Annotated in this window: 21 protein-coding genes, 1 tRNA gene and 1 pseudogene; 13 read left to right on the forward strand and 10 right to left on the reverse strand. The window is 56.4% G+C overall.

The annotated features are described in order from the left end of the window. Positions 1-477 precede the first annotated feature (477 nt). The 4 genes from GOW31_RS21385 (at position 478) to GOW31_RS21400 (ending at position 4,393) form a co-directional block, all read left to right on the forward strand. A complete protein-coding gene (locus tag GOW31_RS21385) occupies positions 478-1,227 on the forward strand; it encodes an allophanate hydrolase subunit 1 (RefSeq protein ID WP_171172738.1) in 750 nt (249 codons plus the stop codon). Then, a complete protein-coding gene (locus GOW31_RS21390; RefSeq protein WP_171172739.1) occupies positions 1,224-2,222 on the forward strand; it encodes a biotin-dependent carboxyltransferase family protein in 999 nt (332 codons plus the stop codon). Before GOW31_RS21385 ends, GOW31_RS21390 begins: the two co-directional genes overlap by 4 nt. 12 nt (positions 2,223-2,234) lie before the next feature. After that, positions 2,235-2,996: a LamB/YcsF family protein gene (locus tag GOW31_RS21395; RefSeq protein ID WP_171172740.1), complete on the forward strand. Its 762-nt coding sequence runs from the start codon at positions 2,235-2,237 to the stop codon at positions 2,994-2,996. A 149-nt stretch (positions 2,997-3,145) separates the two neighbouring features. After that, positions 3,146-4,393 carry a hypothetical protein gene (locus GOW31_RS21400; protein ID WP_171172741.1) on the forward strand — a complete coding sequence of 416 codons (1,248 nt, stop codon included), beginning with the start codon at positions 3,146-3,148 and terminating at the stop codon, positions 4,391-4,393. A gap of 57 nt (positions 4,394-4,450) precedes the next feature. On the opposite strand, the gene GOW31_RS21405 is transcribed toward GOW31_RS21400, so the two are convergent. Then, the gene (locus tag GOW31_RS21405) at positions 4,451-5,845 is read right to left on the reverse strand and encodes a D-alanyl-D-alanine carboxypeptidase family protein (RefSeq protein ID WP_171172742.1); all 1,395 of its coding nucleotides are present in this window, start codon (positions 5,843-5,845) and stop codon (positions 4,451-4,453) included. A 279-nt stretch (positions 5,846-6,124) separates the two neighbouring features. Beyond that, positions 6,125-6,826: an HAD family hydrolase gene (locus GOW31_RS21410; RefSeq protein ID WP_171172743.1), complete on the reverse strand. Its 702-nt coding sequence runs from the start codon at positions 6,824-6,826 to the stop codon at positions 6,125-6,127. Positions 6,827-6,919: 93 nt separating this feature from the next. Between GOW31_RS21410 and clpS the strand changes: the two genes are divergently transcribed. Genes clpS through hemF form a run of 4 tightly spaced genes read left to right on the forward strand, consistent with a single transcriptional unit; the run spans position 6,920 to position 9,996 of the window. Next, a complete protein-coding gene (clpS, locus tag GOW31_RS21415; protein ID WP_152456986.1) occupies positions 6,920-7,261 on the forward strand; it encodes an ATP-dependent Clp protease adapter ClpS in 342 nt (113 codons plus the stop codon). Between the two features lie 42 nt (positions 7,262-7,303). Continuing rightward, a complete protein-coding gene (locus GOW31_RS21420) occupies positions 7,304-8,269 on the forward strand; it encodes a class I SAM-dependent methyltransferase (RefSeq protein WP_171172744.1) in 966 nt (321 codons plus the stop codon). A 36-nt stretch (positions 8,270-8,305) separates the two neighbouring features. After that, a complete protein-coding gene (locus GOW31_RS21425; RefSeq protein ID WP_171172745.1) occupies positions 8,306-9,106 on the forward strand; it encodes an SDR family NAD(P)-dependent oxidoreductase in 801 nt (266 codons plus the stop codon). Between the two features lie 5 nt (positions 9,107-9,111). Then, entirely contained in the window at positions 9,112-9,996 is an 885-nt protein-coding gene (gene hemF, locus GOW31_RS21430) for an oxygen-dependent coproporphyrinogen oxidase (protein ID WP_171172746.1), read from the forward strand. A 3-nt stretch (positions 9,997-9,999) separates the two neighbouring features. On the opposite strand, the gene GOW31_RS21435 is transcribed toward hemF, so the two are convergent. Next, entirely contained in the window at positions 10,000-10,407 is a 408-nt protein-coding gene (locus GOW31_RS21435; protein ID WP_152456982.1) for a hypothetical protein, read from the reverse strand. A 185-nt stretch (positions 10,408-10,592) separates the two neighbouring features. Here GOW31_RS21435 and GOW31_RS21440 point away from each other — a divergent pair, with 185 nt between their 5' ends. Beyond that, positions 10,593-11,105: a toxin-activating lysine-acyltransferase gene (locus tag GOW31_RS21440; RefSeq protein WP_171172747.1), complete on the forward strand. Its 513-nt coding sequence runs from the start codon at positions 10,593-10,595 to the stop codon at positions 11,103-11,105. Continuing rightward, entirely contained in the window at positions 11,106-12,038 is a 933-nt protein-coding gene (locus tag GOW31_RS21445; RefSeq protein ID WP_171172748.1) for a Hint domain-containing protein, read from the forward strand. Here the strand turns inward: GOW31_RS21445 and modC are convergent. From modC to modA, 3 genes are read right to left on the reverse strand one after another with little or no spacing between them, the layout of a single operon-like run. Next, on the reverse strand, positions 12,035-13,135 hold the full coding sequence (gene modC, locus GOW31_RS21450) for a molybdenum ABC transporter ATP-binding protein (RefSeq protein ID WP_171172749.1): 1,101 nt from the start codon (positions 13,133-13,135) through the stop codon (positions 12,035-12,037). The genes GOW31_RS21445 and modC overlap by 4 nt on opposite strands. Continuing rightward, the gene (gene modB, locus GOW31_RS21455; protein ID WP_171121009.1) at positions 13,132-13,824 is read right to left on the reverse strand and encodes a molybdate ABC transporter permease subunit; all 693 of its coding nucleotides are present in this window, start codon (positions 13,822-13,824) and stop codon (positions 13,132-13,134) included. The genes modC and modB overlap by 4 nt, the downstream gene beginning before the upstream one ends. A 5-nt stretch (positions 13,825-13,829) precedes the next feature. Then, complete coding sequence (modA, locus tag GOW31_RS21460; RefSeq protein WP_254441788.1) at positions 13,830-14,609, reverse strand: molybdate ABC transporter substrate-binding protein; 780 nt, start codon at positions 14,607-14,609, stop codon at positions 13,830-13,832. A gap of 294 nt (positions 14,610-14,903) precedes the next feature. Here modA and GOW31_RS21465 point away from each other — a divergent pair. Continuing rightward, positions 14,904-14,979, forward strand: a tRNA-Val gene (locus GOW31_RS21465). Positions 14,980-15,136: 157 nt separating this feature from the next. Here the strand turns inward: GOW31_RS21465 and GOW31_RS21470 are convergent. Further along, positions 15,137-15,857 (reverse strand): annotated as a pseudogene (locus tag GOW31_RS21470) (IS5 family transposase); the annotation flags it as partial. 556 nt (positions 15,858-16,413) lie between these two features. Between GOW31_RS21470 and GOW31_RS21475 the strand changes: the two are divergent. Next, positions 16,414-18,225 carry a BCCT family transporter gene (locus GOW31_RS21475; RefSeq protein ID WP_171172750.1) on the forward strand — a complete coding sequence of 604 codons (1,812 nt, stop codon included), beginning with the start codon at positions 16,414-16,416 and terminating at the stop codon, positions 18,223-18,225. 35 nt (positions 18,226-18,260) lie between these two features. On the opposite strand, the gene GOW31_RS21480 is transcribed toward GOW31_RS21475, so the two are convergent. Continuing rightward, complete coding sequence (locus tag GOW31_RS21480; protein WP_253282663.1) at positions 18,261-18,872, reverse strand: TetR/AcrR family transcriptional regulator; 612 nt, start codon at positions 18,870-18,872, stop codon at positions 18,261-18,263. A gap of 161 nt (positions 18,873-19,033) precedes the next feature. Here GOW31_RS21480 and GOW31_RS21485 point away from each other — a divergent pair, with 161 nt between their 5' ends. Further along, positions 19,034-20,428, forward strand: coding sequence for an aminotransferase (locus tag GOW31_RS21485; protein ID WP_171172751.1), 1,395 nt, complete (start codon positions 19,034-19,036; stop codon positions 20,426-20,428). Positions 20,429-20,464: 36 nt separating this feature from the next. Here the strand turns inward: GOW31_RS21485 and GOW31_RS21490 are convergent, their stop codons facing one another. Next, positions 20,465-22,033: a trimethylamine methyltransferase family protein gene (locus GOW31_RS21490; RefSeq protein WP_171172752.1), complete on the reverse strand. Its 1,569-nt coding sequence runs from the start codon at positions 22,031-22,033 to the stop codon at positions 20,465-20,467. Positions 22,034-22,058: 25 nt separating this feature from the next. Beyond that, positions 22,059-23,258, reverse strand: coding sequence for an SRPBCC family protein (locus tag GOW31_RS21495; protein WP_170380953.1), 1,200 nt, complete (start codon positions 23,256-23,258; stop codon positions 22,059-22,061). Positions 23,259-23,261 lie beyond the last annotated feature (3 nt).

A 23,261-nucleotide genomic window follows, 5' to 3' on the forward strand; every position in this document is an offset into this window, starting at 1 on the left:
CGACCCGTCAGCACCGCCTCAGCAGCGCCGGTGAAGGGGGTTCTAAGTATAACAAACAAATCCCGCAAGCAGAAAATGACGTCGCAGAGCATTTTTTTGAAGATTCCAGTATAATCTAATAAAACCAATATGTTATAAGACTAAGAAACTCACCTCTCCTGTGTCAGTCGGGGCTCTCTCCATCGGATGGCCACAACACAACCCAGCAGACGCAAGGTGGCACTACTATATATAGGGAATCGAGCAACACTGAACACAAGGCCGCGCGACTCAAGTCCGTGAATCGACTCGGGACTCTGCCAGAATCCGCATTGAAAACCTCGAAAGCCAGATTTTGAACCGCGTCATGCCGGGGCGACCCACATGATTCCGACCACACCTTGAGCGCGCCAACATTCTGAACACCTATCTTGAACATCCCACCGGGATGGGTTCTGGTCTCGGACATTCGTTTTCGGCTTCTTCAGCGAGACAGGTATGACGCGTCACCTTACGTTCCCACTGGTCAGAACCGTCGGATTTGACGGTGCGCTTGTCACATTTGCGGACACGATGTCTGAGACAGCGAACCGAGCGGCGCTGGCCTTTCGATCTGAACTGGATCGGCTTCAATGGGCAGAGGTCACGGAGTCTTCTGCCACGCTGGCCTCGGCATATGTCCGGTTCGATACGCAACGGACCACCCACCAACAGATGCTGCACAAGCTTCAGGACCTCGTCGACCAAAAGGACTGGTACAGCACACCACTTCCAACAGGCCGCAGGCTGTGGCGAATTCCGACGGTCTATGGCACTGACCTTGCGCCCCAGCTGGACGATGCCGCTGCTGCTGCCGGTCTCGCGCCGGAAGAAGCGATACGGCGGCTTGGCCAGTCCCGCGTGCGGGTTTTGACGATAGGGTTCGCCCCCGGGCAACCCTACCTTGGGCCATTGCCCCCCGAGTTCAACATTCCGCGGCTGCAAAATCTGACCCCCATGGTGCCCGAAGGCGCTCTGGTTCTTGCAATATCTCAGTTTGTCCTGTTTTCCGGACCAACGCCAACCGGCTGGCGGCACGTCGGGCAGACGGCTTTTCGGTGTTTCCGGCCCGAGACGACCGAGGCATTCGCCCTCAAGCCTGGGGATGAACTGATATTCGAACCCGTTTCCCGCGAAGACCTGGAACATATCAGAGCCAAAAACGAAGATGGCACCGGCGGAGCAACCTGCGAGGAGATTGCGCCATGAGCCTGATCGTTCACCAGATCGGCCCGGCTTGCACCATCCAGGATCAGGGGCGCACAGGTTATCTGGACCAGGGCCTTTCCCGGTCCGGGGCCGTCGACACACTGGCCCTTCATGAAGGCGCCGCATTGCTGGGCCAGAGCCCGGAACTTGCTGCACTGGAAATGGCCGGAATGGGTGGCACGTTCGAGGCCACACAGAGCATGCGCATCGCATTGACCGGTGCGCGGATGCAGGCCAGCATTGATGGCAGCCCCGTGGCCTGGAATGCCTCGCATCACCTCGAACCCGGACAACGGCTGGTCATCGGTGCGCTTCTGCAAGGCAATTACGGCTATCTTCATTTGGGAGGCGGTATCGATTCAGAGGTTTTTCTGGGATCTCGATCCGCGCACCTGACGGCACGGATCGGGAGAGCTGTGAAGCCGGGCGACCGGCTGACCTGTGGCGCGGATGCAGGCGACGCTGGTTTGAAACTGCCCCCTTCCGAACGCTTCTCGGGCGGCGTTCTGCGTGTCGTCGCCAGCTTCCAGACGTCCTTGTTTGATGACGCAACGCTTGATCGGTTTGCGCGCACCTCATTCCATCGTGGCGCACGCGCCAACCGGATGGGGATGCAAGTGAACAGTGACGGCGACGGGTTTGCGGCCACTGGCCAACTGAACATCTTGTCCGAGGTTATTACCCCGGGCGACATCCAGATGACCGGAACCGGAGATCCGTTCATCCTGCTGCCTGAATGCCAGACCACAGGAGGGTATCCCCGCATCGCGACCGTTTTGCCCTGCGACATGCCCCGCGCAGCGCAGACACCCGCCGGCGGAGCGATCACGTTCGAATTTGTCAGCATGGAGCAAGCCACCGAATTGCACGCGGCATTCATGGCGGATCTTGCCCGCCTGCCCTCAAAAGTCGAAGCGTTGGTGCGTAACCCGCATGACATCCCGGACTTGCTGTCCTACCAATTGATCAGCGGAGTGATCTCTGCCACCGACTAAGGAGATGTGCCGATGCCAAGCGTCGATCTGAATGCCGATATGGGGGAAAGCTTTGGCCCATGGAAAATGGGCGACGACGAAAGCCTTCTGAAGATCATCACCTCGGCCAATATTGCTTGTGGCTTTCATGCGGGTGATCCGGATGTAATGGCATCGACAATGAAGCTGGCAGCCGAGAATGGTGTCGGTATCGGGGCTCATCCCGGGTTTCCCGACCTGCAAGGCTTTGGCCGCCGGAACATGAAGCTGTCTCAGGACACCCTCCGCAATCTGGTGCGGTATCAGTTGGGCGCAGCCATGGGCATGGCCAAAGCGGTTGGCACCAGAGTTCGCCATCTAAAGCTGCACGGCGCACTGGCCAATATGTGTTCGGTCGATATCGATATGGCGCGGGCCTGCTATCAGGGCGCGCTGGACGTCGATCCCGACATCATCGTGATGGTACTTGCCGTGACGAAACAGGAAGACGCCGTGCGCGAGCTGGGCTGCAAATGGGTGGGCGAGATTTTTGCCGACCGCGCCTACAATGACGACGGAACATTGGTTGACCGCAGCCTGCCAGGCGCGGTGATCCATGACGCGGATGTCGCAGGGCCACGCATCCTGAACATGGTCCGCGAAGGCGCGATCATCACCGAAAGCGGCAAGCGGCTGGAAACATCGATTGACACAATCTGCCTGCATGGGGACGGACCAACCGCGGTGCAGATCGCCCGCTCTGTTCGCGAAAGCCTGATCGGGGGCGGTGTCGAGGTCACGAAATTCACCCGCTGAACATCATGGGTTAACGTCGGCAACCCAAATTCACGACTGTTGCCCGTACAGGCCTCAGCGCCTAGCATGGCGGGCAAACGTATATTCTGAATACTACAATTTCAAACAATGCCTTGACCCATGGCGGGCAAGAGCAAGGAGGTCTTGGAATGTCATTTGATCTGATGTCTTATCAGCCCCGGGGCGACAAGAAGAACTCGGATTTCTTCAATGAATACCTTCCGAAGATTTACGAACGCCGGACAAGCTCGGGCATTGCAGATCAGGTCGGCGCGATGCGGGCCATCATCATTCAGGTCGAACCCGACGCGGCGTTCGACACGATGGTCGAGCTTTACGTGATGACACCCTATCGGCACACCGCCAGCTATCTGGGACGGACCCACAGATTCTCGGTTCTGCACTCACATCCCGACTATCCCGCGCTGATCCTGATGGCGCCGCTCAGCCCCGGGTTTGAAGATTTCATCCCCCGCATCAATCGCATGTATCCACTGGCGCGCAACACACCGCAGACGCGCTATGTAGGCGAGGTATACGCAGCCCGCGATCTGGACACGCTGACCCATGCACTTGAGGATCAGAACATACGGTTCGAATATCCCGGAGATACCGAGAACCCGTTCTACACATCGGACGGGTTCCGATTCACCACCCCGTCCGATTTCACCTGCAACCGCGTCGGGTATTCGACCCACGACTTCAACGACACAGATAGTCTGGGCCTTGGGGATCGCGTGTTGCTGAGCGACACGGAACAGGCCCGTCTGGAACAGGCCGCCGCTTTCGGAACCGAAAGCAAAATCGCCCCGCTGATGCTGGGAATCGACCATCTTGCGACGCGGGTATTGGCGGGCGAGCGCGAGGATGCGATCCTCGAGTTTCTGACCATGGTGCCCTATTATTTCTGGGGCGCTTACAACATATTCGACATGAACTCATCGACCAACGTGAACCGCAACGGCGGCGTAGACGATGACAAAAAATCTCCGGCCAAGGTATTCACCGCAAACAACACGCCATCCTTCGTCAACTCTTTCGCCAAACTGCCGATGCCGACCGAGGATTTCGTGCGCAATTTTGGCCGTCGTCTGCATCACATGGCCGTCGAGATTCAGGATGGCGATCACGGCGCCGGGGAAAAGAACGTCGATTTCGTTGTGACCACCCTGAAGGACAAGGGTGTGCCGTTCCTGGCCCATGTGGTGGGTGAGTGCAAAGACGATCCGAACCTGAAACAGATCTTCTCGAAACACTCCAAGCATACCCTGCTGATTACCGAGTATATCGAGCGGTGCCACAAATATGATGGGTTCTTCACCAAGGACAATGTCGCCGCCCTGACAGCCGCCGCCGGACAGGATGAACAATACCAGCACGGTCACGTTTTCGATTGAAAAAAGGGCTGCGGAATACCGCAGCCCAGACCCATTCAGGAGAGAATATGCCGAACCTTATGATGGCCCGATCATGAAACAGGTGACGTTGCGGGCCTGCAAACGGCGACAGGCCAGATCCGCCTGTTCGCGGGTCATGCCCTGAAAGGTTGCGTCAAACCCACGCGCGCTTTGGTTGACCTTGCGCAGCGTGCCTTCCAGTGTGGTCATTTCCGACAAAGCGGTTTTCAGCAGAACCTTCTCGGCCTCATACCGCGTGGTATAACGACCCACATTGACCCCCCACAGGTGCCCACCTGACGAAGACAGCCGAGTGACGACCTCCTGTTCAGGCTCGGGCTGTTTGGTGGAATCCGTCGAAGCCAGAACCAGATTTTCGGGGCGCAATGCCGGACGGGTGTCGGATGTTTCTACAGGCGGTGCGGTTGGCGCGATATCCGCTTCTGCAATGGCCGCCGCGATAGCGCTGGTGATGCGGTCGCGATTCTCATCAGCTGTCACAGCAACCGCGCTTGCGACTTGCGTCGACGCGGAGGGTCGCCGAACCGGGCGCAAACTGGATTTTGGTGCCCCGCTCACGCTGGCGACCTGCGTCCCGGTACCCAATCCGGTATTTCCTGCATAAGCCGGGCGCGCAGGTTTGCGAATGGGCGCACGCGACGGTGCACGGCGGAAACCCAAATCCAGAAGCTCGGCAACCTTGGCATTCCGAGAGGCGCCAGATTTTCCGCCAAAGACGGTGGCGATGATGCGTTCATTCTTGCGTTTAGCCGATGCCACAAGATTGAACCCAGCCGCTCGGGTGTACCCTGTTTTGATGCCATCAGCGCCTTTGTAGGCTGCCAGCAGGCGACGGTTGGTGTTGGGAACTGTTTTTATCCCTGCATAGGTCGATTGGCGTGAGAACAGGTTGTAGTATTGTGGATAGTCATACAGCAGATGCCGACCCAGCGTGGTCATGTCACGTGCGGTCGAAAGATGCCCCGCCTCAGTCAAACCATGGGCGTTCTTGAAGGTCGTGCGGCTCATCCCCATCGCCTTGGCGGTTCGCGTCATCCGGCGCGCAAAAGCTGCCTCGGATCCGCTGAGGGCAATACCGATGGCCGTGGCGGCATCATTGGCCGATTTCACAGCGGCCGCGCGGATAAGATAGCGAAAAGCAATTGTCTGACCAGCACGCAGCCCCAGCTTCGACGGTGGCTCGGCTGCCGCCTTTTTGGTGATCCGAACCGGGGTATCCAGCGTGATCTCACCATTCCGCACCGCTTCGAACGCGATATAAAGCGTCATCATCTTGGTCAGCGATGCCGGGTGAAGCCTTGTGTCAGCATTGCGCGAATGCAGAACCTCTCCGGTTCGGGCATCAATCACCATCGCTGCGTAAGGTGCCGCCATGGACCTGAGCGGCGCAAACGCCAGCACACATAGCAACATTATGAGAAAAAAGCCCATTCGGGCCGGAACTGTCCGCCGAATCTGCACGATTTTTGCCTCTGTCTGCCTCGCGCCGCCGGGTTTTCCCGGTCAGCAAAAATTATTTTATTATCGTAAACACTATCACAGAGACTTGGTGAAATAAACCGAAAGCTGAGCATTTCGCGGTTTCGTTAGGTTGCCCAAACTGGGCTATATCTAGACAAATACTGCCCTGAGCCCACCAGATGCGCGATTGAGGCAGAACTTGGACAACACCCGGCAGGGTTTTCGTGGAACTGCGGCCAAAAGGCAACATCACTTCAGGCTGTGCACCAGATCGGCCAGACCGCCTAAATCCCTCAACTCCCGGAATCGGGGACTGTCGACCGGGGCTTCAGCATGCTCCACCTCCCAGATAAGGCCGTGCGGGACATGAACCCCCCAGCTTCCTGCCTGGATCGGAGCCACAACGTCAGATCGCATGGAATTGCCAACCATCATCGCGCGCGCCGGGCCATCACCATGCCGCTCAAATATCGACCGGTAAGTTTCGGGGGTCTTTTCAGACACGATTTCCACTGCGTCGAACAGATCGCCCAGACCCGACTGAGCCAGTTTGCGTTCCTGGTCGATCAGGTCCCCTTTGGTAATCAAGACAACCCGGCACAAGCCTGTCATGCCTTCCACCGCGTCGCGGGCATGGGGCAACAGCTCGATCGGATAGGCCAGCATCTCTTGCCCGGCTTCGATCAATTGGCGAATGACCGAGGCCGGCACACGGTCATCCGTGACCTCGAGAGCGGTTTCGATCATCGACAGAACAAAGCCCTTGATGCCGTAGCCATAGTGTCGAATGTTGCGCTTTTCGGCTGCAAGAAGCCGCTCCATCAGATGATCCTGGTCGGCATGATCGGCCAGCAACTGGGCAAAATGCGCCTGCGTCAGCTGAAAAAAGCGCTCATTGTGCCACAGGGTATCATCCGCATCGAAACCGATTGTCGTCAGCTTGTCAGTCATCTCGTTTACGTCCGCTTGCTCTTTTCACCGGCCATCCCCACGTTATATAAGCGCGAAGATAAACCCCAAAACTGAATCGGACAGTTGCCTACGATGCTGGAAAAGACCTGGATGATGTCTGACGAACCGGACGACGACAGCGACGCGTCCGTTCTGGTGCAGACGCGCCCAAAAACCAAGCGTCCGCCTCTGTACAAGGTGCTGTTGCTGAACGACGATTACACGCCGATGGAATTCGTGGTTCATGTTCTGGAACGTTTCTTCGGCATGACCCATGCAGAAGCATTCGAGATCATGCTGACCGTGCATAAGAAAGGTGTGGCCGTCGTCGGGGTCTTCAGCCATGAAATTGCCGAGACCAAAGTTGGCCAGGTTATGGATTTCGCCCGCAGGCACCAGCACCCGCTGCAATGCACCATGGAACGCGAAGAATAAGGCTTTTCGCCTGACCCTCACCCATATTTGCCGGAATTGCCCATGTCCCCTCGCCTGGAACTTGCATTGCAGAACGGCCTGTCGCTGTCATCTCCCCTCAGCGTGATCTGCCCCGTTCCAGCTCATGATCTGTCGGCGCTTCCCCATGCGGCGCAGGTGGTGCAGCCGTTCAAACCTTTTTACGACCATTTTGCCGCGCAAGGCTTTGACACGGTGCCCGAGACAGAAGACCGCTGCGAGGATGCAATTGTGTTTTTGCCGCGGGCCAAGGCGCTTGCACGGGCGATGATCCATCTGGCCAGCTCACGAGCCCGCGGCGTTGTCGTGATAGATGGCGCAAAAACCGATGGCGTGGACAGCATTCTGAAAGATGTTCGCAAAAGGGTTTCGGTCGAAGGGCCTCTGTCCAAGGCACACGGGAAAATCTTCTGGTTTCAGGCTGACCCGCAGAGCTTTGCAGATTGGGCTGCGCCAAAGACGCAGATCGTCGATGGGAACCACACGGCACCGGGTGTGTTTTCAGCGGATGGGATCGATCCCGCTTCGGCCATGTTGCTGAACGCCTTGCCTGCCAAGCTGGGGCCGCGCGTGGCCGATCTGGGTGCCGGGTGGGGGTATCTGAGCGCGGAACTTTTGAAACGCGACAACCTAAAATCCGTGCATCTTGTCGAAGCAGATCACACGGCCCTTGCCTGCGCGCGCATCAACGCTTCTGACCCCAAGGCCCGGTTTTATTGGGCTGACGCCGTCACCTGGTCTGCGCCAGAGCCATTGGACACGGTTGTAATGAACCCCCCGTTTCACACCTCACGCAGTGCCGACCCCACGCTGGGGCAGGGCTTCATCGCTGCAGCGGCACGCAATCTGACGCGCAACGGAACCCTATGGATGGTCGCCAATCGCCACCTTCCCTATGAAACCACTCTGAACGAACACTTCGCTCGGGTCGATGAAGCCGCCGGCGACAACCGGTTCAAGGTGTTTGAGGCCTCTCGCCCTCGGCGATAAGGCCAGCTAACCTGCCCCCAATTCAGGAGGATTCGGATGTCCTTTTCCATCGCAGGCAAGACAGCAATCGTTACAGGCGGGGCCAATGGCATCGGGCTGGCCATAGGTCGGCATTTCGCGGACGCGGGCGCAAATGTCATGTTCGCCGATATAGATGAAAAACGTCTGATCGATGAGCTTGGGGAACAGGCAGAAGACGGCAATATTCGTTATTTCGCAGGCGACCTGCGCGAAAAGCTGACCATTGCCAATTTGCTGTCGGCAACACTGGATGCGTTTGATCAGGTGGATATTCTGATCAACGGCGCGCGCCAGGTGATCCAGTCTGATCCGCTTGATCCCGATGACGACTCGATGCGTACCTTGCTGAATCAGAACCTGATGCCTGCGCTGCGGCTCAGCCAGTTGGTCGCAAAGCGTATGATCAAACAGGCCGGGGATGACGATGAAAATCCTGCCGGGTCGATCATCAACCTGTCATCCATCGCGGCCCGCCGCACGCATCCCGACCTGATGGCCTATTCCGTGTCGACCGCCGCGCTGGACCAGATGACACGTTCACTGGCCGTGGCGTTGGCGCCGAACCGCATCCGGGTCAATTCGATTGCGCTCGGCTCGGTCATGAGTGCATCACTGCAATCGACGCTGAGAGAGAACCGAGAATTCCGCGACGATATCGAAAAGCACACACCGCTTGCCCGTATCGCGTCGGCCACTGAATTGACGGAAACCGCGCAGTATCTGGCATCGGATGCAGCCGGATTCATCACCGGCCAGATCCTGACAATCGATGGCGGCCGCACATTGCTTGACCCTGTTGCCGCACCTGCGCATTGAGACCCATGTTCGAAACAGAAAAAAACTCCGCCTCTGCCTGGTTCCGCCAATTGCGCGACAACATCGTTGCCGCATTCGAAGCATTGGAGGACAGCCACGACACCGGCCCGTTTTCCGACGCAAAGCCCGGCCGCTTTGAAGTCAAGGAAACCAAACGCCAGTCCGAGGACGGCTCTGACGCAGGGGGCGGTCTGATGTCCGTGATGCGCGGCGGGCGAGTGTTTGAAAAGGTCGGGGTCAATGTCTCGACAGTTTACGGGACCCTGGGCGAGCGTGCACAAAAGGCGATGGCAGCACGCAAAGGCATTCCCGGGATGACCGAAGACCCGCGTTTCTGGGCCTCGGGGATCAGTCTCGTGGCGCATATGCAGAACCCGCATGTCCCGGCGGTGCATATGAACACTCGGATGTTCTGGACCCCACACGCCTGGTGGTTCGGCGGCGGATCGGATCTGAACCCCTGTATCGAATATGATGACGACTCGGCGCATTTCCATGATACCCAAAAGGCTCATCTGGACCCGCATGGCCTCGGACATTATCCACGCCTGAAAGAGTGGGCGGACGAATATTTCTATATTCCCCACCGCAAACGCGCACGCGGCGTAGGCGGTATTTTCATGGATGATTATTGCACCGGAGACTGGCAGGCCGATTTCGCCCTGACCCAGGATATCGGTCGGGCTTTCCTGCCCGCTTTTGTGCCATTGGTTGAAAAAAGGCGCGTACAGGGTTTCTCGGACGCCGACAAAGACACCCAGCTGGTGCATCGCGGTCTGTATGCGGAATACAATCTGGTCTATGACCGCGGCACCAAATTCGGACTGGAAACCGGACATGATCCGGACGCGGTTCTGATGAGCCTGCCACCAATGGCGAAATGGATTTGACCCTCAGAACGTGTCCATGATGAAGTTGTCATAGCAGTAGTTCTGCGCCGACGACGCCGACATGTTGGCCCCGACTTTCCTGACGGTGATGGAATATCCCGGCTTGGTATCCGCCCCCGGCGGCGGGGTCAGCGAGAATTGCACGGTCCGGACGCCGGGTTCATAGGCGCGCCAGATATAGATCCGTTGGTTGTTTGGCACGCCCAGACTACGGATCGCGTAATCCCCAATTCCACACCAATAATTAACGGGCGCTGAGGATCCGATGGCCTTGACCTCGTAGACACCGTCCGGCATTGGCGTGATTTCCGTACGAAATTGCGGCCGAACGGACAGGCCGAACCCGACAGCCTCGGCCATCGCAGGTATCGACAAAAGCACGGCAGCAGCCAAAGTCTTGAATGAACGCATAATCCAGATATCCCGAAACAAGGGTCCGATACCAATAGCATAGTCGGGACGACCTGCGAGTAAAGCAGGACAGGCCAACGAGCCGGCAACACTGACCACATCAAAGAATTTATTCTACCCATATTGCAGGAAAGCAGTACACTCGCTGTAGACTTTTGGTTCCCGTTACACTGTTGGGCATCTCTTTGAGCAAGACGTTTCCAAAAGACTGGTTCGATTTCACGCCGGAAAAATACGCGGATCTGGGCGCTATGTTCTTTCTGGCGGGTTTGACGAAAACACATCAGAAACGCAGTCTGGCACAGGTTTTGTACGCGTTCGAAACTCCGTTTCGCCTGGGCCAGTACCATATCTTCCGACAGCACGGATTCCCCCGTGGTTTTGTCACCTTCGCCGGGCTCAGCCCCGAAGCCGAATTCCGTTATGCGGTGAAAGAAAAGCCCCTTTCCGACACGGATTTCACCAGCGGATCATCCTTCTGGATCATTGATCTTGTGGCTCCGTTTGGACAGACCAGCCAAATTGTTGATATCCTCAAGCAGGAAATCCCGCACCCGCGTGTGCGCACCAACCGGATGGACAGTGACATGACACGCAATCGCATTGTCGAATGGACGCGGGATGAAGCGGGCGAGGTTCACATGCGCCTGTATCGCAAGAAGGAATTTGAACGCGTGTTGCAGCAAGGCGAGGGTTAATTGGTTTCAGTTCCGATCACAGGCGAACTGACCGGGGATGTGACTGGTTTTCCACCCAACGTTGAGACGGGGCAACCCACTCTGGACAATGGAAACTTCAATCCGGTCACGCAAACCTGGACGATTGCGGCACAGCCCGCCAACGGCACCGCCTCGATCGACCCGAACACAGGAGAGTGGACCTATACCGTCGACCCGACATTTTTCGATGGCCTCGACAAAGGCGAAGTCGTCTTCGATTCTTTCTTCATCAGCGTCTCGGGTACAACCCAAGCCGGCCCATTCACCCTTCCATTCACCGGCACACCGGACCCGGTGGAAGTGGTCATCCGGATCGAGGGCGTCTGTTTTGCGGCCGGAACCCTGATCGAAACTGAAAGCGGCCCGCTTGCGATCGAAACGCTGGACGCGGGTCATATGGTGGCCACTGCCGATCACGGTCTGCAACCTATCCGCTGGATCGAAAGCAGCAGGTTTCCACCCGAACGATTATGCGATGAACCTGCTTTGCGCCCCGTTCGTATCTCGGCGGGCAGTCTGGGGCCGAACGAACCCTCACGGGACCTTCTGGTGTCGCAGCAGCACAGGATCCTGGTCAAAGGCCCGAAAGTCGAGCTGCTTTTCGGCGCATCCGAAGCCCTGGTTGCCGCCAAACACCTGTGCGGATGGCCTGGCATCGGCATCGATACATCGGTTCAAACGGTCGAGTATCTTCACGTCCTGCTGGACCGGCATGAGATCCTGAACGCCGAGGGCGCGCAGGCCGAAAGCCTGTTTCTGGGGGAAGAGGCCCTTTATTCGCTGTCCTCTGAGGCATTGCGCGAACTGGCTTCGATATTCCCCGACAGACCGATCTCGGGTCACACCGGGTTCGGGCGCGCGGCTCGTCTGATACTGCGCGAACACGAAGCCCGCGCCCTCGCCTGCGACTAGCTGCCGGCCACAATGCGCCCGCCGACATCCTGCGGGGCCAATGCAACCGTCTTGATCACGGCATAACATGTGCTGCCTGGTTTCAGGTTCAGGGCCGCAACAGATCGACGCGTAACCCGCGCAAGCACATTGCCCGCCGGGGTGTTTACCGACACGATGGCACCCGGCCCCTCGCCCGACCGGATCGTGTCCACGGTCCCGGCCAGCACGTTCAGTGCCGAAAGCCCTTCGGGTTTGTTGTTCGACAGGATCACTTCCTGAGCGGGTATCCGAATCCGCAAGTTTGCCCCGACCTCATGCGCGATACGAGGCAGAAAGAGCCGCGCGCCATTGGCGTTCAACTCCGTCAGCCCGTCGGAATGATGCTTTGCAACCTGAACTTGCAACACGGCCCCGACGGCGCGAATTCCCGCAGGGGCCACTGACGGGTCGGCAAGCATTTCGGATGCGGGCCCGTGGCGAACGGCCTTGCCATCCTGCAACGCAACTACGGATGTTGCCAACCGGGCCACTTCGGCGGCAGAGTGCGTCACATAGAGGATCGGAACCGAGACCTCGTCCCTGAGACGCTCGAAATAGGGAAGGATTTCTGCTTTTCGCCCATCATCCAGTGCTGCCAGCGGTTCATCTGCAAGGATCAATCGCGGGCTTGCCAACAAGGCCCGCCCGATGGCGACGCGTTGTTTCTCACCGCCTGACAACCCGGCAGGTCTGCGGTCCAGCAGATGACCGATGCCCAGCATGTCGATGACTCTGCCGGGGTCTTCGCGGCGTGTGTTTTTCGGCGCAAACCAACGCCCATAGGCAAGGTTCTGGCGCACGGTCAGATGGGGGAACAACCGCCCTTCCTGAAAAATATACCCCAACCGACGCCGATGCGGTGGCAGCCACAGGCCCTGTTCCGTGTCGAACAGAACCCAGCCATCTACCGCCACCCGGCCTGCCTGGGGCCGCAACAACCCTGCCACGGCATTGACGATGGTGGTCTTGCCCGATCCCGAGCGCCCGAACAGCACCGTCACGCCCGGCGGCGCATCAAAACTGACGTCCAGATCGATCCCCGGCAGTTGGTGGCGCAACCGAACAGACAGGCTCATGATCCGGCCACCCGCGCCGCGGCACGCCGCCCCACATACTCCGACAGCAACAACGCGCTCATTGCGATGACGATCGATATCAGAACCAGCCGCGTCGCGGCCTCCTCGCCGCCCGGGACCTGCAAAAAGGCGTAGACAGCCGAAGGCAACGTCTGCGTCTGACCTGGGATGTTGGAAACGAAGGTAATCGTCGCACCGAATTCACCCATGGCCTTGGCGAAGGCCAGAATAGCCCCGGCTATGACACCCGGTAAAATCATCGGCAAGGTCACCGTACAAAACACCATCGGACGCGACGCGCCCAGAGTTGCCCCTGCCTGTTCCAGCTTCGGGTCCACCGCTTCGATCGACAAACGTATCGCCCGGACCATCAAAGGGAAGGCCATGATCCCGGCGGCAAGGGCCGCGCCTGTCCAGCGAAAGGCCACTACGATCCCGAACTCGGCCAGAAACCGGCCCAGCGGCCCTTGAATGCCGAAAGTCAGCAACAGCAGGTATCCGGTGACAACCGGCGGCAGGATCAAAGGCAAATGCACCAGACCGTTCAAAACCTGTCGTCCGGGAAACCGCCAACGCGCCAGAGCATAAGCGACAAATATACCAAACGGCAAAGTCGCCAGCGTCGCCCAGAAGGACACGCGCAATGAGAGCTTCAATGCTTCTACTTCGGCAGGCCCCAACCAATCCAACGCAATCACCTGACCGGCAGGGTAAATCCCTGCTCCAGAAATACAGCCGTGGCTGCATCCGTTTTCAGGTGTTCAAGAAAGGCGTGTGCTCCTTCTTTTGCATCGAGGGTCAGTGCCGCAGGGTAAATTATCGGTGGATGCAGATCGGCAGGGAATGTCGCAACGATCCGGACCCTTTCTTCCACCCTGGCGTCTGATTGATACACGATCCCAAGCGGCGCGGCCCCAGCCGCCACCAGAGCCAGCGCAGCGCGCACATTGTCGGCCTGCGCCACCTGTGTCCGCACAGCCTCCCACTGGTTCAGGCTTTGCAATGCAGCTTTGCCATAGATACCGGCAGGCACCGCGTCGACCAGTGCCATGGCCAGATAGCCGTCTTTCAAGTCCGCCTTGAGGTCATATTCGGGCTGGATTTCACCCACTTGCGCATGATCTTCAGCCCCGATCAGAACCAGGCCGTTGCTCAGCAGATCAACCCGAGAGTCTGCCCGGATCAATCCGTCCTGCTCCAACACATCCATCCAATCCGTATTGGCCGAAACAAACACATCCGCAGGCGCACCTTGCTGAATCTGCCGGGCCAGGACCGACGACGCCGCATAGGAAACGGAAACGCTCTGACCGGTTTGGTTTCCGTACCCGGCAACGATTTCGTCCAATGCGGTCTTGAGGCTGGCCGCTGCAAAGACCAGAATGCCTTCTGCACCGGCCCGGATCGGGGCCAACGCCGTCATGCCAAGGACCAATGCCACCATCCAAAATCGGCGGGCGAAGGATAGGGTCATGTACACTCCCGACCGGTTTGCTTCAGTCTCTCCGGGGATATCGGACGCCACCGGTGGCGCGCAAGCGCCTTTGGCCATTTACACATGATAGGTTGTACGTTGAGCAAGGCGTTTTCCATCGATCTGTCCGAAAATGGGCTGCCCACCTTCCGGCCCGAGAGGCACCCCGAGCGCCCGCATGTTCGGCCTACGGCTGACAAGATGCCCCGTTGGACGGCCGCCGAAGACGGAACGCAAGAAAATCTTCCAGACCCTCTTGCACCTGCTCGCAGGCTTGGCTAAATGCAGCATCACGGGTGATTAGCTCAGTTGGTAGAGCGCTTCGTTTACACCGAAGATGTCGGGAGTTCGAGTCTCTCATCACCCACCATCCTTTCCCCGCAGTGTATCAAGGTCTTACGCGACTAGCACCTCTTGCTATACTGCGCATGAAACTGTGTCCGCTGCACTTGAACGGAAAAGATATCTCCAACACAGGAGATTTGGGCAATGGCAACAATCGTAAAACGACCTAGGGTCAGGATTCGTAACCAGTAGATGAGGTTTGCCGCGAGTGCGATGGCTGATAGGAAGACCTTGGAACAACGGTCATAGCGTGTCGCCACGCGCCTCCAATCCCTAAGCCTGCCAAACACAATCTCAATGCGGTTTCGCCGCTTGTATCTGCGCTTGTCGTACTCGACAGACGTCTTTCGCTGCTTTCGCCCGGGGATGCAGGCGCGTATCCCTTTGTCTTTCAACGCTTCTCGAAACCAGTCGGCGTCATAACCACGATCCCCGAGAAGCCAATTCACGTTTGGTATGCTGCTGAGCAGAGCCCGAGCACCGATTTAATCACTGATTTGCCCGGCCGTAACGAACAGGTTGAGCGGGCGACCCTCGCTATCACAGATAGCATGCAGCTTGGTATTCATGGCACCCTTGGTTCTATCGATCAGGCGGCCACGCCCCCTTTTTTGCGGCCATACTGGTGGCAATGCGGTGTGCTCTTAGATAGGTTGCGTCAATCATGACTGTCGTCTCTTCGCCATGCTGGGCGGTCAGACCAGACATGATCCGTGCGAAGATGCCTTTCTCGCTCCAACGCGTCCATCGGCTGTAAAGCGTTTTGTGCGGCCCGTAAGCTTCCGGGGCATCTCACCAGCGCAAACAATTGCGATTGATGAAGATAATCCCAGTCAGCACCCGTGTGTCATCAACCCGAGGCTTGCCGTGCGACTTCGGGAAAAATGGGACAAGCTTCGCCATCTGCGCGTCGGTTCGTCAATAAAGATCGCTCATGTCTCCCCTCCGTTCTGGGAGCCGTGAGTCACGCAGCGCAGCAAAAAATAATACATCCTGACCCTAGGAGTTAACTTAGAACTTGTATGGAAGTCTTTCGCCCAGCAAAAAAAAGTAAACGGATAGAATATTTGGCTGAACCCGATCAGGTAACTCATAGTCAGTTTGAACTGACGAGTTATTTCCCGGTATCAATCCGTCGCTGTCTATAGGCCATTCGAAACTAGCCACCACTTTGGCGGGTATGATGGCGGGTAGCTGGTAAAAACCGCCATTTTTTCCAATGAATTCAAAGTGTCGTGCGACACATAGTTTTGCCATTGAACAATGGCTAAGCCTTTGATTTTGAGTCATTCAAAATTTCATAACCGCAAAGGTTTTGCCATTTGCGACTCAAAGCTCTTCCTCTCAGCTATCGCTTCCGCAGCTACAGTCCTATTCTGTCTGAAAGTAATCTAGTCCGGAACCCAGCGACTGGCAGTGCGGCGTGCAAAGCAGTCAATTTATGCAAGACCGAGAAAACATGGCGCTTGAAGAACCTTTCACAGACCTCAAAATAAGGACTCAGCGGACTGGCTTTTACAAAGGGTATAGCCTGCCGATTGCTCTAGTCAGCAAACTCTCGGTTTCTCTGCTTGTTCTCTGGGCGCTGGTTTGGCCACTATCAGCGAACCATACACTGCGATCTTGGAAGTCAGGAATGCTGTCCGAGTTCAATACCTTCTACAACCTTTCCGTTGGATTATTTGTACTCTTCCTCTTCCTTGTCGCGCTCATACCATCAACTGGCCGAATAAGGTTGGGCTTAGAAGATGAGAAACCGGAATTTTCGAACTTCTCATGGTTTTCGATGATGTTTGGGGCGGGTCTGGGCGTGGGCCTAATGGTCTATGCAACCGCTGAACCACTTGGCCTTTGGGAAACCAATCCATTGACTATTTCCGGGGAAATCACACCCAAAAGCGAGGACGCAATTCAAGGAGCCTACCGCTATACATTTTTGCACACCGGATTTCACGCCTGGGCAATATATGTCGTCACCGGCCTTAGCCTTGCCTATTACGCGTTTACAAGAGGCATGCCGCTAACAATCCGCACCGCACTGACCCCATTGCTCGGAGAATACTCAAACGGTGTTGCAGGGCATGTGATCGATGTGCTCGGAGTCGTTGCGACAATACTCGGCGTGGCGGTAACGATCGGATATGGCGTTTCTCAATTAGTGGACGGTGCGTTTCTAATTACTGGTGCGAATTGGCTTGTGGAGAAAGACGTAACCAAAATGATTCCGTCGACCGCCGGCCTAATTACGGCGTTGATCGTTGTTATGATTATGTCGACACTCTCAGCCGTCTCTGGCGTGGGGCGTGGTGTCAAGTACTTGTCAAACATTAATCTTCTCTTTTCAATGTTATTGCTGGCGGTATTTATTGTTTATGGCTCATTCGCATTTGCGGCGACGACCTATGCTACAGCGCTGGTTGACTATATCAAAAACTTTGTCCCTCTGAGTTTCCAGGCTTTTCGACCGATTTCCGAAGTCGAGTTTGCCTCCGTATTGCCAGCCGAGGCGGCGCCCTTTGTTGGCGAACTCTTCGCAGGTGCAACTGATCCATGGGGAACAAAAGCAACCTATCTTGAGGGTTTGAGCAACGATTCAGCCGGTCTTTCTGATGCAACCAAGACTGCAGTTTATGACGCGGGCACACGAGGCAGGTTGTTCGGATGGCAGGCCGGATGGACTACATTCTACTGGGCATGGTGGATCGCGTTTTCGCCTTTTGTCGGCCTTTTCTTAGCGCGTATCTCCAGGGGACGAACCGTACGCGAATTCATACTTGGGGCCGTCATTGCCCCTTCCCTCGTGTGCTTCGCGTGGATGGCCATACTTGGTGGGGCCGCCATCGATTTGGAGCTTAACGGGGATGCAAATGGATCTATCCTGACCGCATCAACGACGGCAACACTGTTTGTCACCTTGGGGGAAATGATATCGGGCAACTTGCTCACGGTAGTGAGTGTCATGTGCGTGCTGTTAACCATGACATTCCTTGTTACTTCCGCCGACTCTGGCATCCTTGTGATGAACACGATCATGTCCGGTGGGTCTGAAGACACCAGCCCGCTTCATCGTATCCTGTGGGGCGTTCTTCTGGCCCTTGTCATTGGAACTCTGCTTGTCGCTGGCGGCGGCGGATTAGAGGCTTTGACCAATTCCATGATAATCGGTGCGCTGCCGTTCAGTGTCGTCTTGCTGCTCATGTGCGTCTCTCTGGCCAAAGCAATGATAAACGACCTGCGCCGATTGAACCGCGAAACCCGAACTGGTTTGTGATTAACCGTAGTACACTCTCAATCATTTTGTCGCGGTCACATGTGAAACGACTGTGTCACAAAGTGCTTCGGAAACATTGACTGCAATACATACAGGCAAATCTTCAAAGCCTCCTCGGGATTGAAGATTTCTGAGTGCAAATGGTAGTCGGTCCAGAGTCCTTCCAGCAAAGCAATCAAAGCGTCTGTTGCAAGTTTGGCGTCGATGTCTTCGTACTCACCTTCACTCTCAATTTGCTTCAACAGGTCTTGGATCACCGCTCGGAAACCTTTGTCCCGCGAGTCGATGAAAGGAAAAATGTGTGGATTCGAGAGCGCTTCGGCCCGAAACGAAAACCAGATCGCAACGTCCCGCGCATTAAGGACCAACGGGTCGAAATCAGCTTTTATGATAGAGATCAGCTTGTCCGCAGGGCCAAACTCAGGGTTATCTGCGATTGCCTTCCATTGCCTTGCATAGCGCGCTGATAGCTCCTCTGCCACGGCGAGCAGCAGCTTCTCCTTTGAGCCAAAGTGCAGGTTCACCATTCCCCGCGATAACCCTGACAGCTCCTGAATTCTTGCCGAGGTCGTTCCGCGAATTCCGTACTTATGGATTGCGTCTGCTGCCGCATGGATCAACTGCTTTCGGTTCTGCAGCTTGCTCAAATCTCGTGCATTGGTTGGGATATCAGTCTTGGCAGAAATGTCTTTTTCCTTTGTTGAGGAACGCGCATGTTACTTGTCGCATCTAGAGGAGCAGAAGTTCAAGGATTGACACTGAATGAATGTTTGTTCATTTTGTGATAAGTGTTTCATACAGGTTCCAAATGACACTCTTGAACTCCGATTTTCAGTCTGTACGTGACTGGGACAACAAACACTTCCTGCACCCGTGGGAGGGGATGTCGTACCTAGGCCAAAATGAACGAACTTTTGCCGAAAGCGGTCTTGGTATCCACGTCGTGACCGAGGACGGAAAGCGCCTGATAGACGGGCCTGCCGGGATGTGGTGTGTTCAACTGGGCTATGGAAACACCGAGATTGCCGATGCGATGGCGCAGCAGGCGAAAGCGATGGCGTATTTTTCGCCCTTCAATAATGCCAACTCGGCTCCAGCCCGGTTGGCACATGAGATTGCCAAGAGAACCCCGGGTGACCTAAACCACGTGTTCTTCACAACGGGTGGATCAACGGCCGTTGATAGCGCCATACGTTTTGTACAATTCCGCAACAACCTGCTGGGCAAACCTGAAAAGAAGATCGTGATCTCACGGCAGAAGGCCTATCACGGATCGACGTACCTGGCGGCCTCGGTTTCCGGAAAAGAGCGCGACAAAGGTTGGTTGGATCAGGCCTCGGACCTTACGCGTTTCCTACCGAATGTGAACCCGTATACGCGTCGCCCCGATCAGACGATCAATGATTTCCTGGACGAAAAAATTGCTGATCTGGAGAACACGATCCTGCAGACTGGAGCAGTCAAGGTCGCTGCTTTCATCGCTGAACCGATCTTGTGCTCTGGTGGCGTCATTGTGCCTCCACGGGGGTATCATCAGCGCTGCCTGGAAATCTGCCGGAAATACGATGTCCTGTATATTTCAGACGAGGTCGTAACCGGTTTTGGGCGGCTTGGACATTGGTTTGCTTCGGAAGACGTCTTTGGAATTCAACCTGATATCATCACCTGCGCCAAAGGCATGACGTCAGGGTATGTACCCATGGGGGCCTGTATTATCTCTGACCGGCTGATTGCAGATGTGAGCGGAGACAACGGGCAGGATGCCACCTTTTCAAATGGTTTCACGTATTCGGGCCACCCAGTGAGCGCGGCGGCAGGTTTGAAAACCATTGAAATTATGGAGCGTGACGGCGTTATGGAACATGTCCGCGCGATCACACCCTTTTTCGAAGAGCGTCTTCAGGCTCTGGCCGACTTGCCGCTGGTCGGCGATGCCCGCGGTATGGGACTGGTTGGTTGCGTTGAGTGCGTTGCGGACGCCGAGGCTAATAATCTATTGGATCTTGATAAGTCCGTTGGTGCGATGATTGATCACCATTGCCAGGAAAACGGGCTGATCTTGCGGCCCATCATCAACATGTGTGTGTTCTCCCCTCCGCTGATCATCACGGAGGGCGAGTTAAACGAGATGTTTGACATCCTTGAAAAAGGAATCCGGCTGACAACCGAAGACCTGACGCACCAAGGCGTATTCAAAACTTAGGCGCAACCGCGAAGCCCGCCCTACGCTCAGCGGCGCTTACCCAGCGCGCATTGCCTCGGGGGGCAATTTGATCGGGAACCTGGACCGAACCTCTTCGTCCACCATGCTGCCAAAGTAGTTCGGATAGTGATTGGACAGAATGTCATCCACAACGGATCGGCTCCGTTCGAACATGTCCTGACGACCGGCTTTCTCCCAGGTATCTGTTAGTTCCCGGTCCATCAGTGTCGGGTAGACATACTCGGTTTCCATGTATTGCAAAGTCTGCGCGTTGCCGAGGAAGTGACCGGGATCAATTGCGCATTCATGAATGACGTCGACCGACAGCGTGTCGTCGCTCACCTCGATCCCACGAAGTGTTCTTGAGATCATACCAGCAGCCTCGTTGTCGATGACCATGGACTCGAAACTACAGCCCATCAGGCTGCCAACCATCCCGCCAAATTCGCAGAGCCGGTTGGCCCCAGCATGGGCTGCCAACGCGAAGGTCAGCGCCTTCTCCAAACCATATTGCGCATCAGGTATCTTGGAATCCGTCATGCCGCACCCGACGCTGGTCGGCAGGTTGTAGAAGTTGCCCATCTGAATTGCCGCCGCGGAGATCAACGCTTGCTCTCCGCTTCCACCAGTGAAGGAACCGGTGCGCAGATCGGTAATAAACGGCCATGCCGCAAAGACGACCGGGGTGCCCGGATTGATCAAGTTTGCAATGGCGACGCATGACAAGGTCTCAGCTACGGCCTGGGCCAGTGTTCCGGCCAACGGCGCAGGTGAAGTCGCCCCAGCTTGTGGCGGAACAGCCAAATCGCAGACAAGTCCCATCTTCGCTGTATCAATCAGGATTTCCAGGTTTTCCCGCCCGAACCTAAGCGGTGAAACAATGGGGCAACCGCCAAAAATGACCGAGGGCTTTTCAAGGAACTTGCCCTCCCCGCCCGAAGCCAGATCGAATAAATGGATCGCGTCCTGAATATGCTCGCGCGTACGGAACGTCAGACAGGATGGCTTTTCGGAACCCGCCAAGATCGCGTAGAGCATGCTCATGTCATGCTCGTAGTCCTGCGGCACATCCGTTGCCAGAACCGTGTCGCCAGTCATGTGAATGTTGTCGAGCCGGTCTACCAGACGGGTGAAATCGTAGATGTCCTTGAGAGTTGATGGCCGGTAACTGCGCGTTTCTGCGTCGAACGTTGTCACAGCAGTGCCGGAGTTTGCGTAATACACCTTGTCCTTGGTGCAGTGCATATCGTCCTTACCGGCCCGAGATCCGCGCGCATGGACATAAAATTCGCTGGCCGCCTTTGCTAAAAGATCTTCCATCAACGCGCGAGGAAAGCACAGCCTACCATACTCGTTCACCGTTGCCCCTTTGGGCAGCACTAGATCAAGAACTTCCTGTGTTGGATCACCGACACCCGTACGCTCCAGAATGCCAAGGGCGGCTTCATGAATACGCGACATGTCCGCGTCTGAAAGAGGCCTGTATCGTCCACCCGAAATGCCCGGCCAGATTGCTTGGGAAGCGACATTGCTGGTCCGCACTGCTGCACGTGCTTCACGCCCACCACCGCGCCGTCGTGATCTGCGCTGCGTTAACTCTGTCATGTTTAGTCTCCGAATTCTGAGCGTGTCAGATCATGCTGAAGTAGTTGCGATAGAAACCGGGAATGCTCCATTCCATCTCGGACAACGGCCCTGGGACGAAATGGTGCGAGTTCACGCCTTCCTGATTGTGCCGTATGATCCGCTCGTCATCGAGCGATGTGACATGCCAGAGCCATGTCAGCGCATCCTTGTCATAGTCGCGGCCCTGTTCTGCGTCGCTGCGCACGTACCAGACGATCTGAATATCTGTTTCTTGCAGGGCACGCGGGACGAACCGATACCCAACCACGTGATCTGCATAGACGAGGAAGTAGTTCAGTGTGCCGATGCCCAGATCAGTTGCTCCGCCATCGAGAGATTTCAGTTCGCCCAAAGGCGGCGCCAGAGGCGCTCCATCCTTGCTGCCGGTCACATAACCGGGGAACAAGGGGTAGCGCCGCCAATAAACATCTGCGCCCGGCGCGTCCGCATTTTCTCCCGTCAGATCAAGCTCCTCAGTGGGAATTCCGGCTTCGTTCATCCGCTCATGAAGCGCACCGCTGAACTCCAGAACCTGAGCAGGGTCTTTCAGAGAATGGCTACGCGAATAATCCTGATGGGATGGCGCGCAGTGATAACATTCCAAGTAGTTTTCCAAAGCCAGTTTCCAGTTTGCCGGAACCGGGTATGACGCCTCATGCGCGACCTTCAGGTTTTCAAAATCGAACGGCTTTGAAAGCGGGGCCAGCCTTTCAAGGGCAGCATCCAGCGGCGGAGCATCTTCTGCGGCGCAGACAAAGATCAGACCCTGAAAAGTCTTCACCTGAACAGGGAACAACCCATACTGGCTTGGGTCAAAGTCCTGTCCCATCGATCGCCCGTTTCGTAGCTTGCCGTTCAGGTCAAATGTCCATGCATGATACGGACATATGAAGTTGCGGGCTTTGCCTTTCTGTTCGATGCAAACCCGCGATCCACGGTGGCGACACACGTTCAGATGCGCGCGCACCTCGCCTTCGCGATCCCGAACGATGATGATGGATTCCGGGCCGTAATCGAACAGGAAGTAGTCGCCCGGTTCGGCGACCTGGCTGACATGGCCGACCCAGATCCAGTTGCGGTTCCAGAACGTGCTGATGTCGTTGTCGTATACTGCCTGAGAGGTATAGAAATGGCGCGGCATGGCGAAACCTTCCCGCTGCGCATCCATCAAGTCGCGCATTACTTGCAAGTCATCTTTTGGCATAGC

Source organism: Ruegeria sp. HKCCA0370 (assembly GCF_013033705.1).
Taxonomy (GTDB): domain Bacteria; phylum Pseudomonadota; class Alphaproteobacteria; order Rhodobacterales; family Rhodobacteraceae; genus Ruegeria.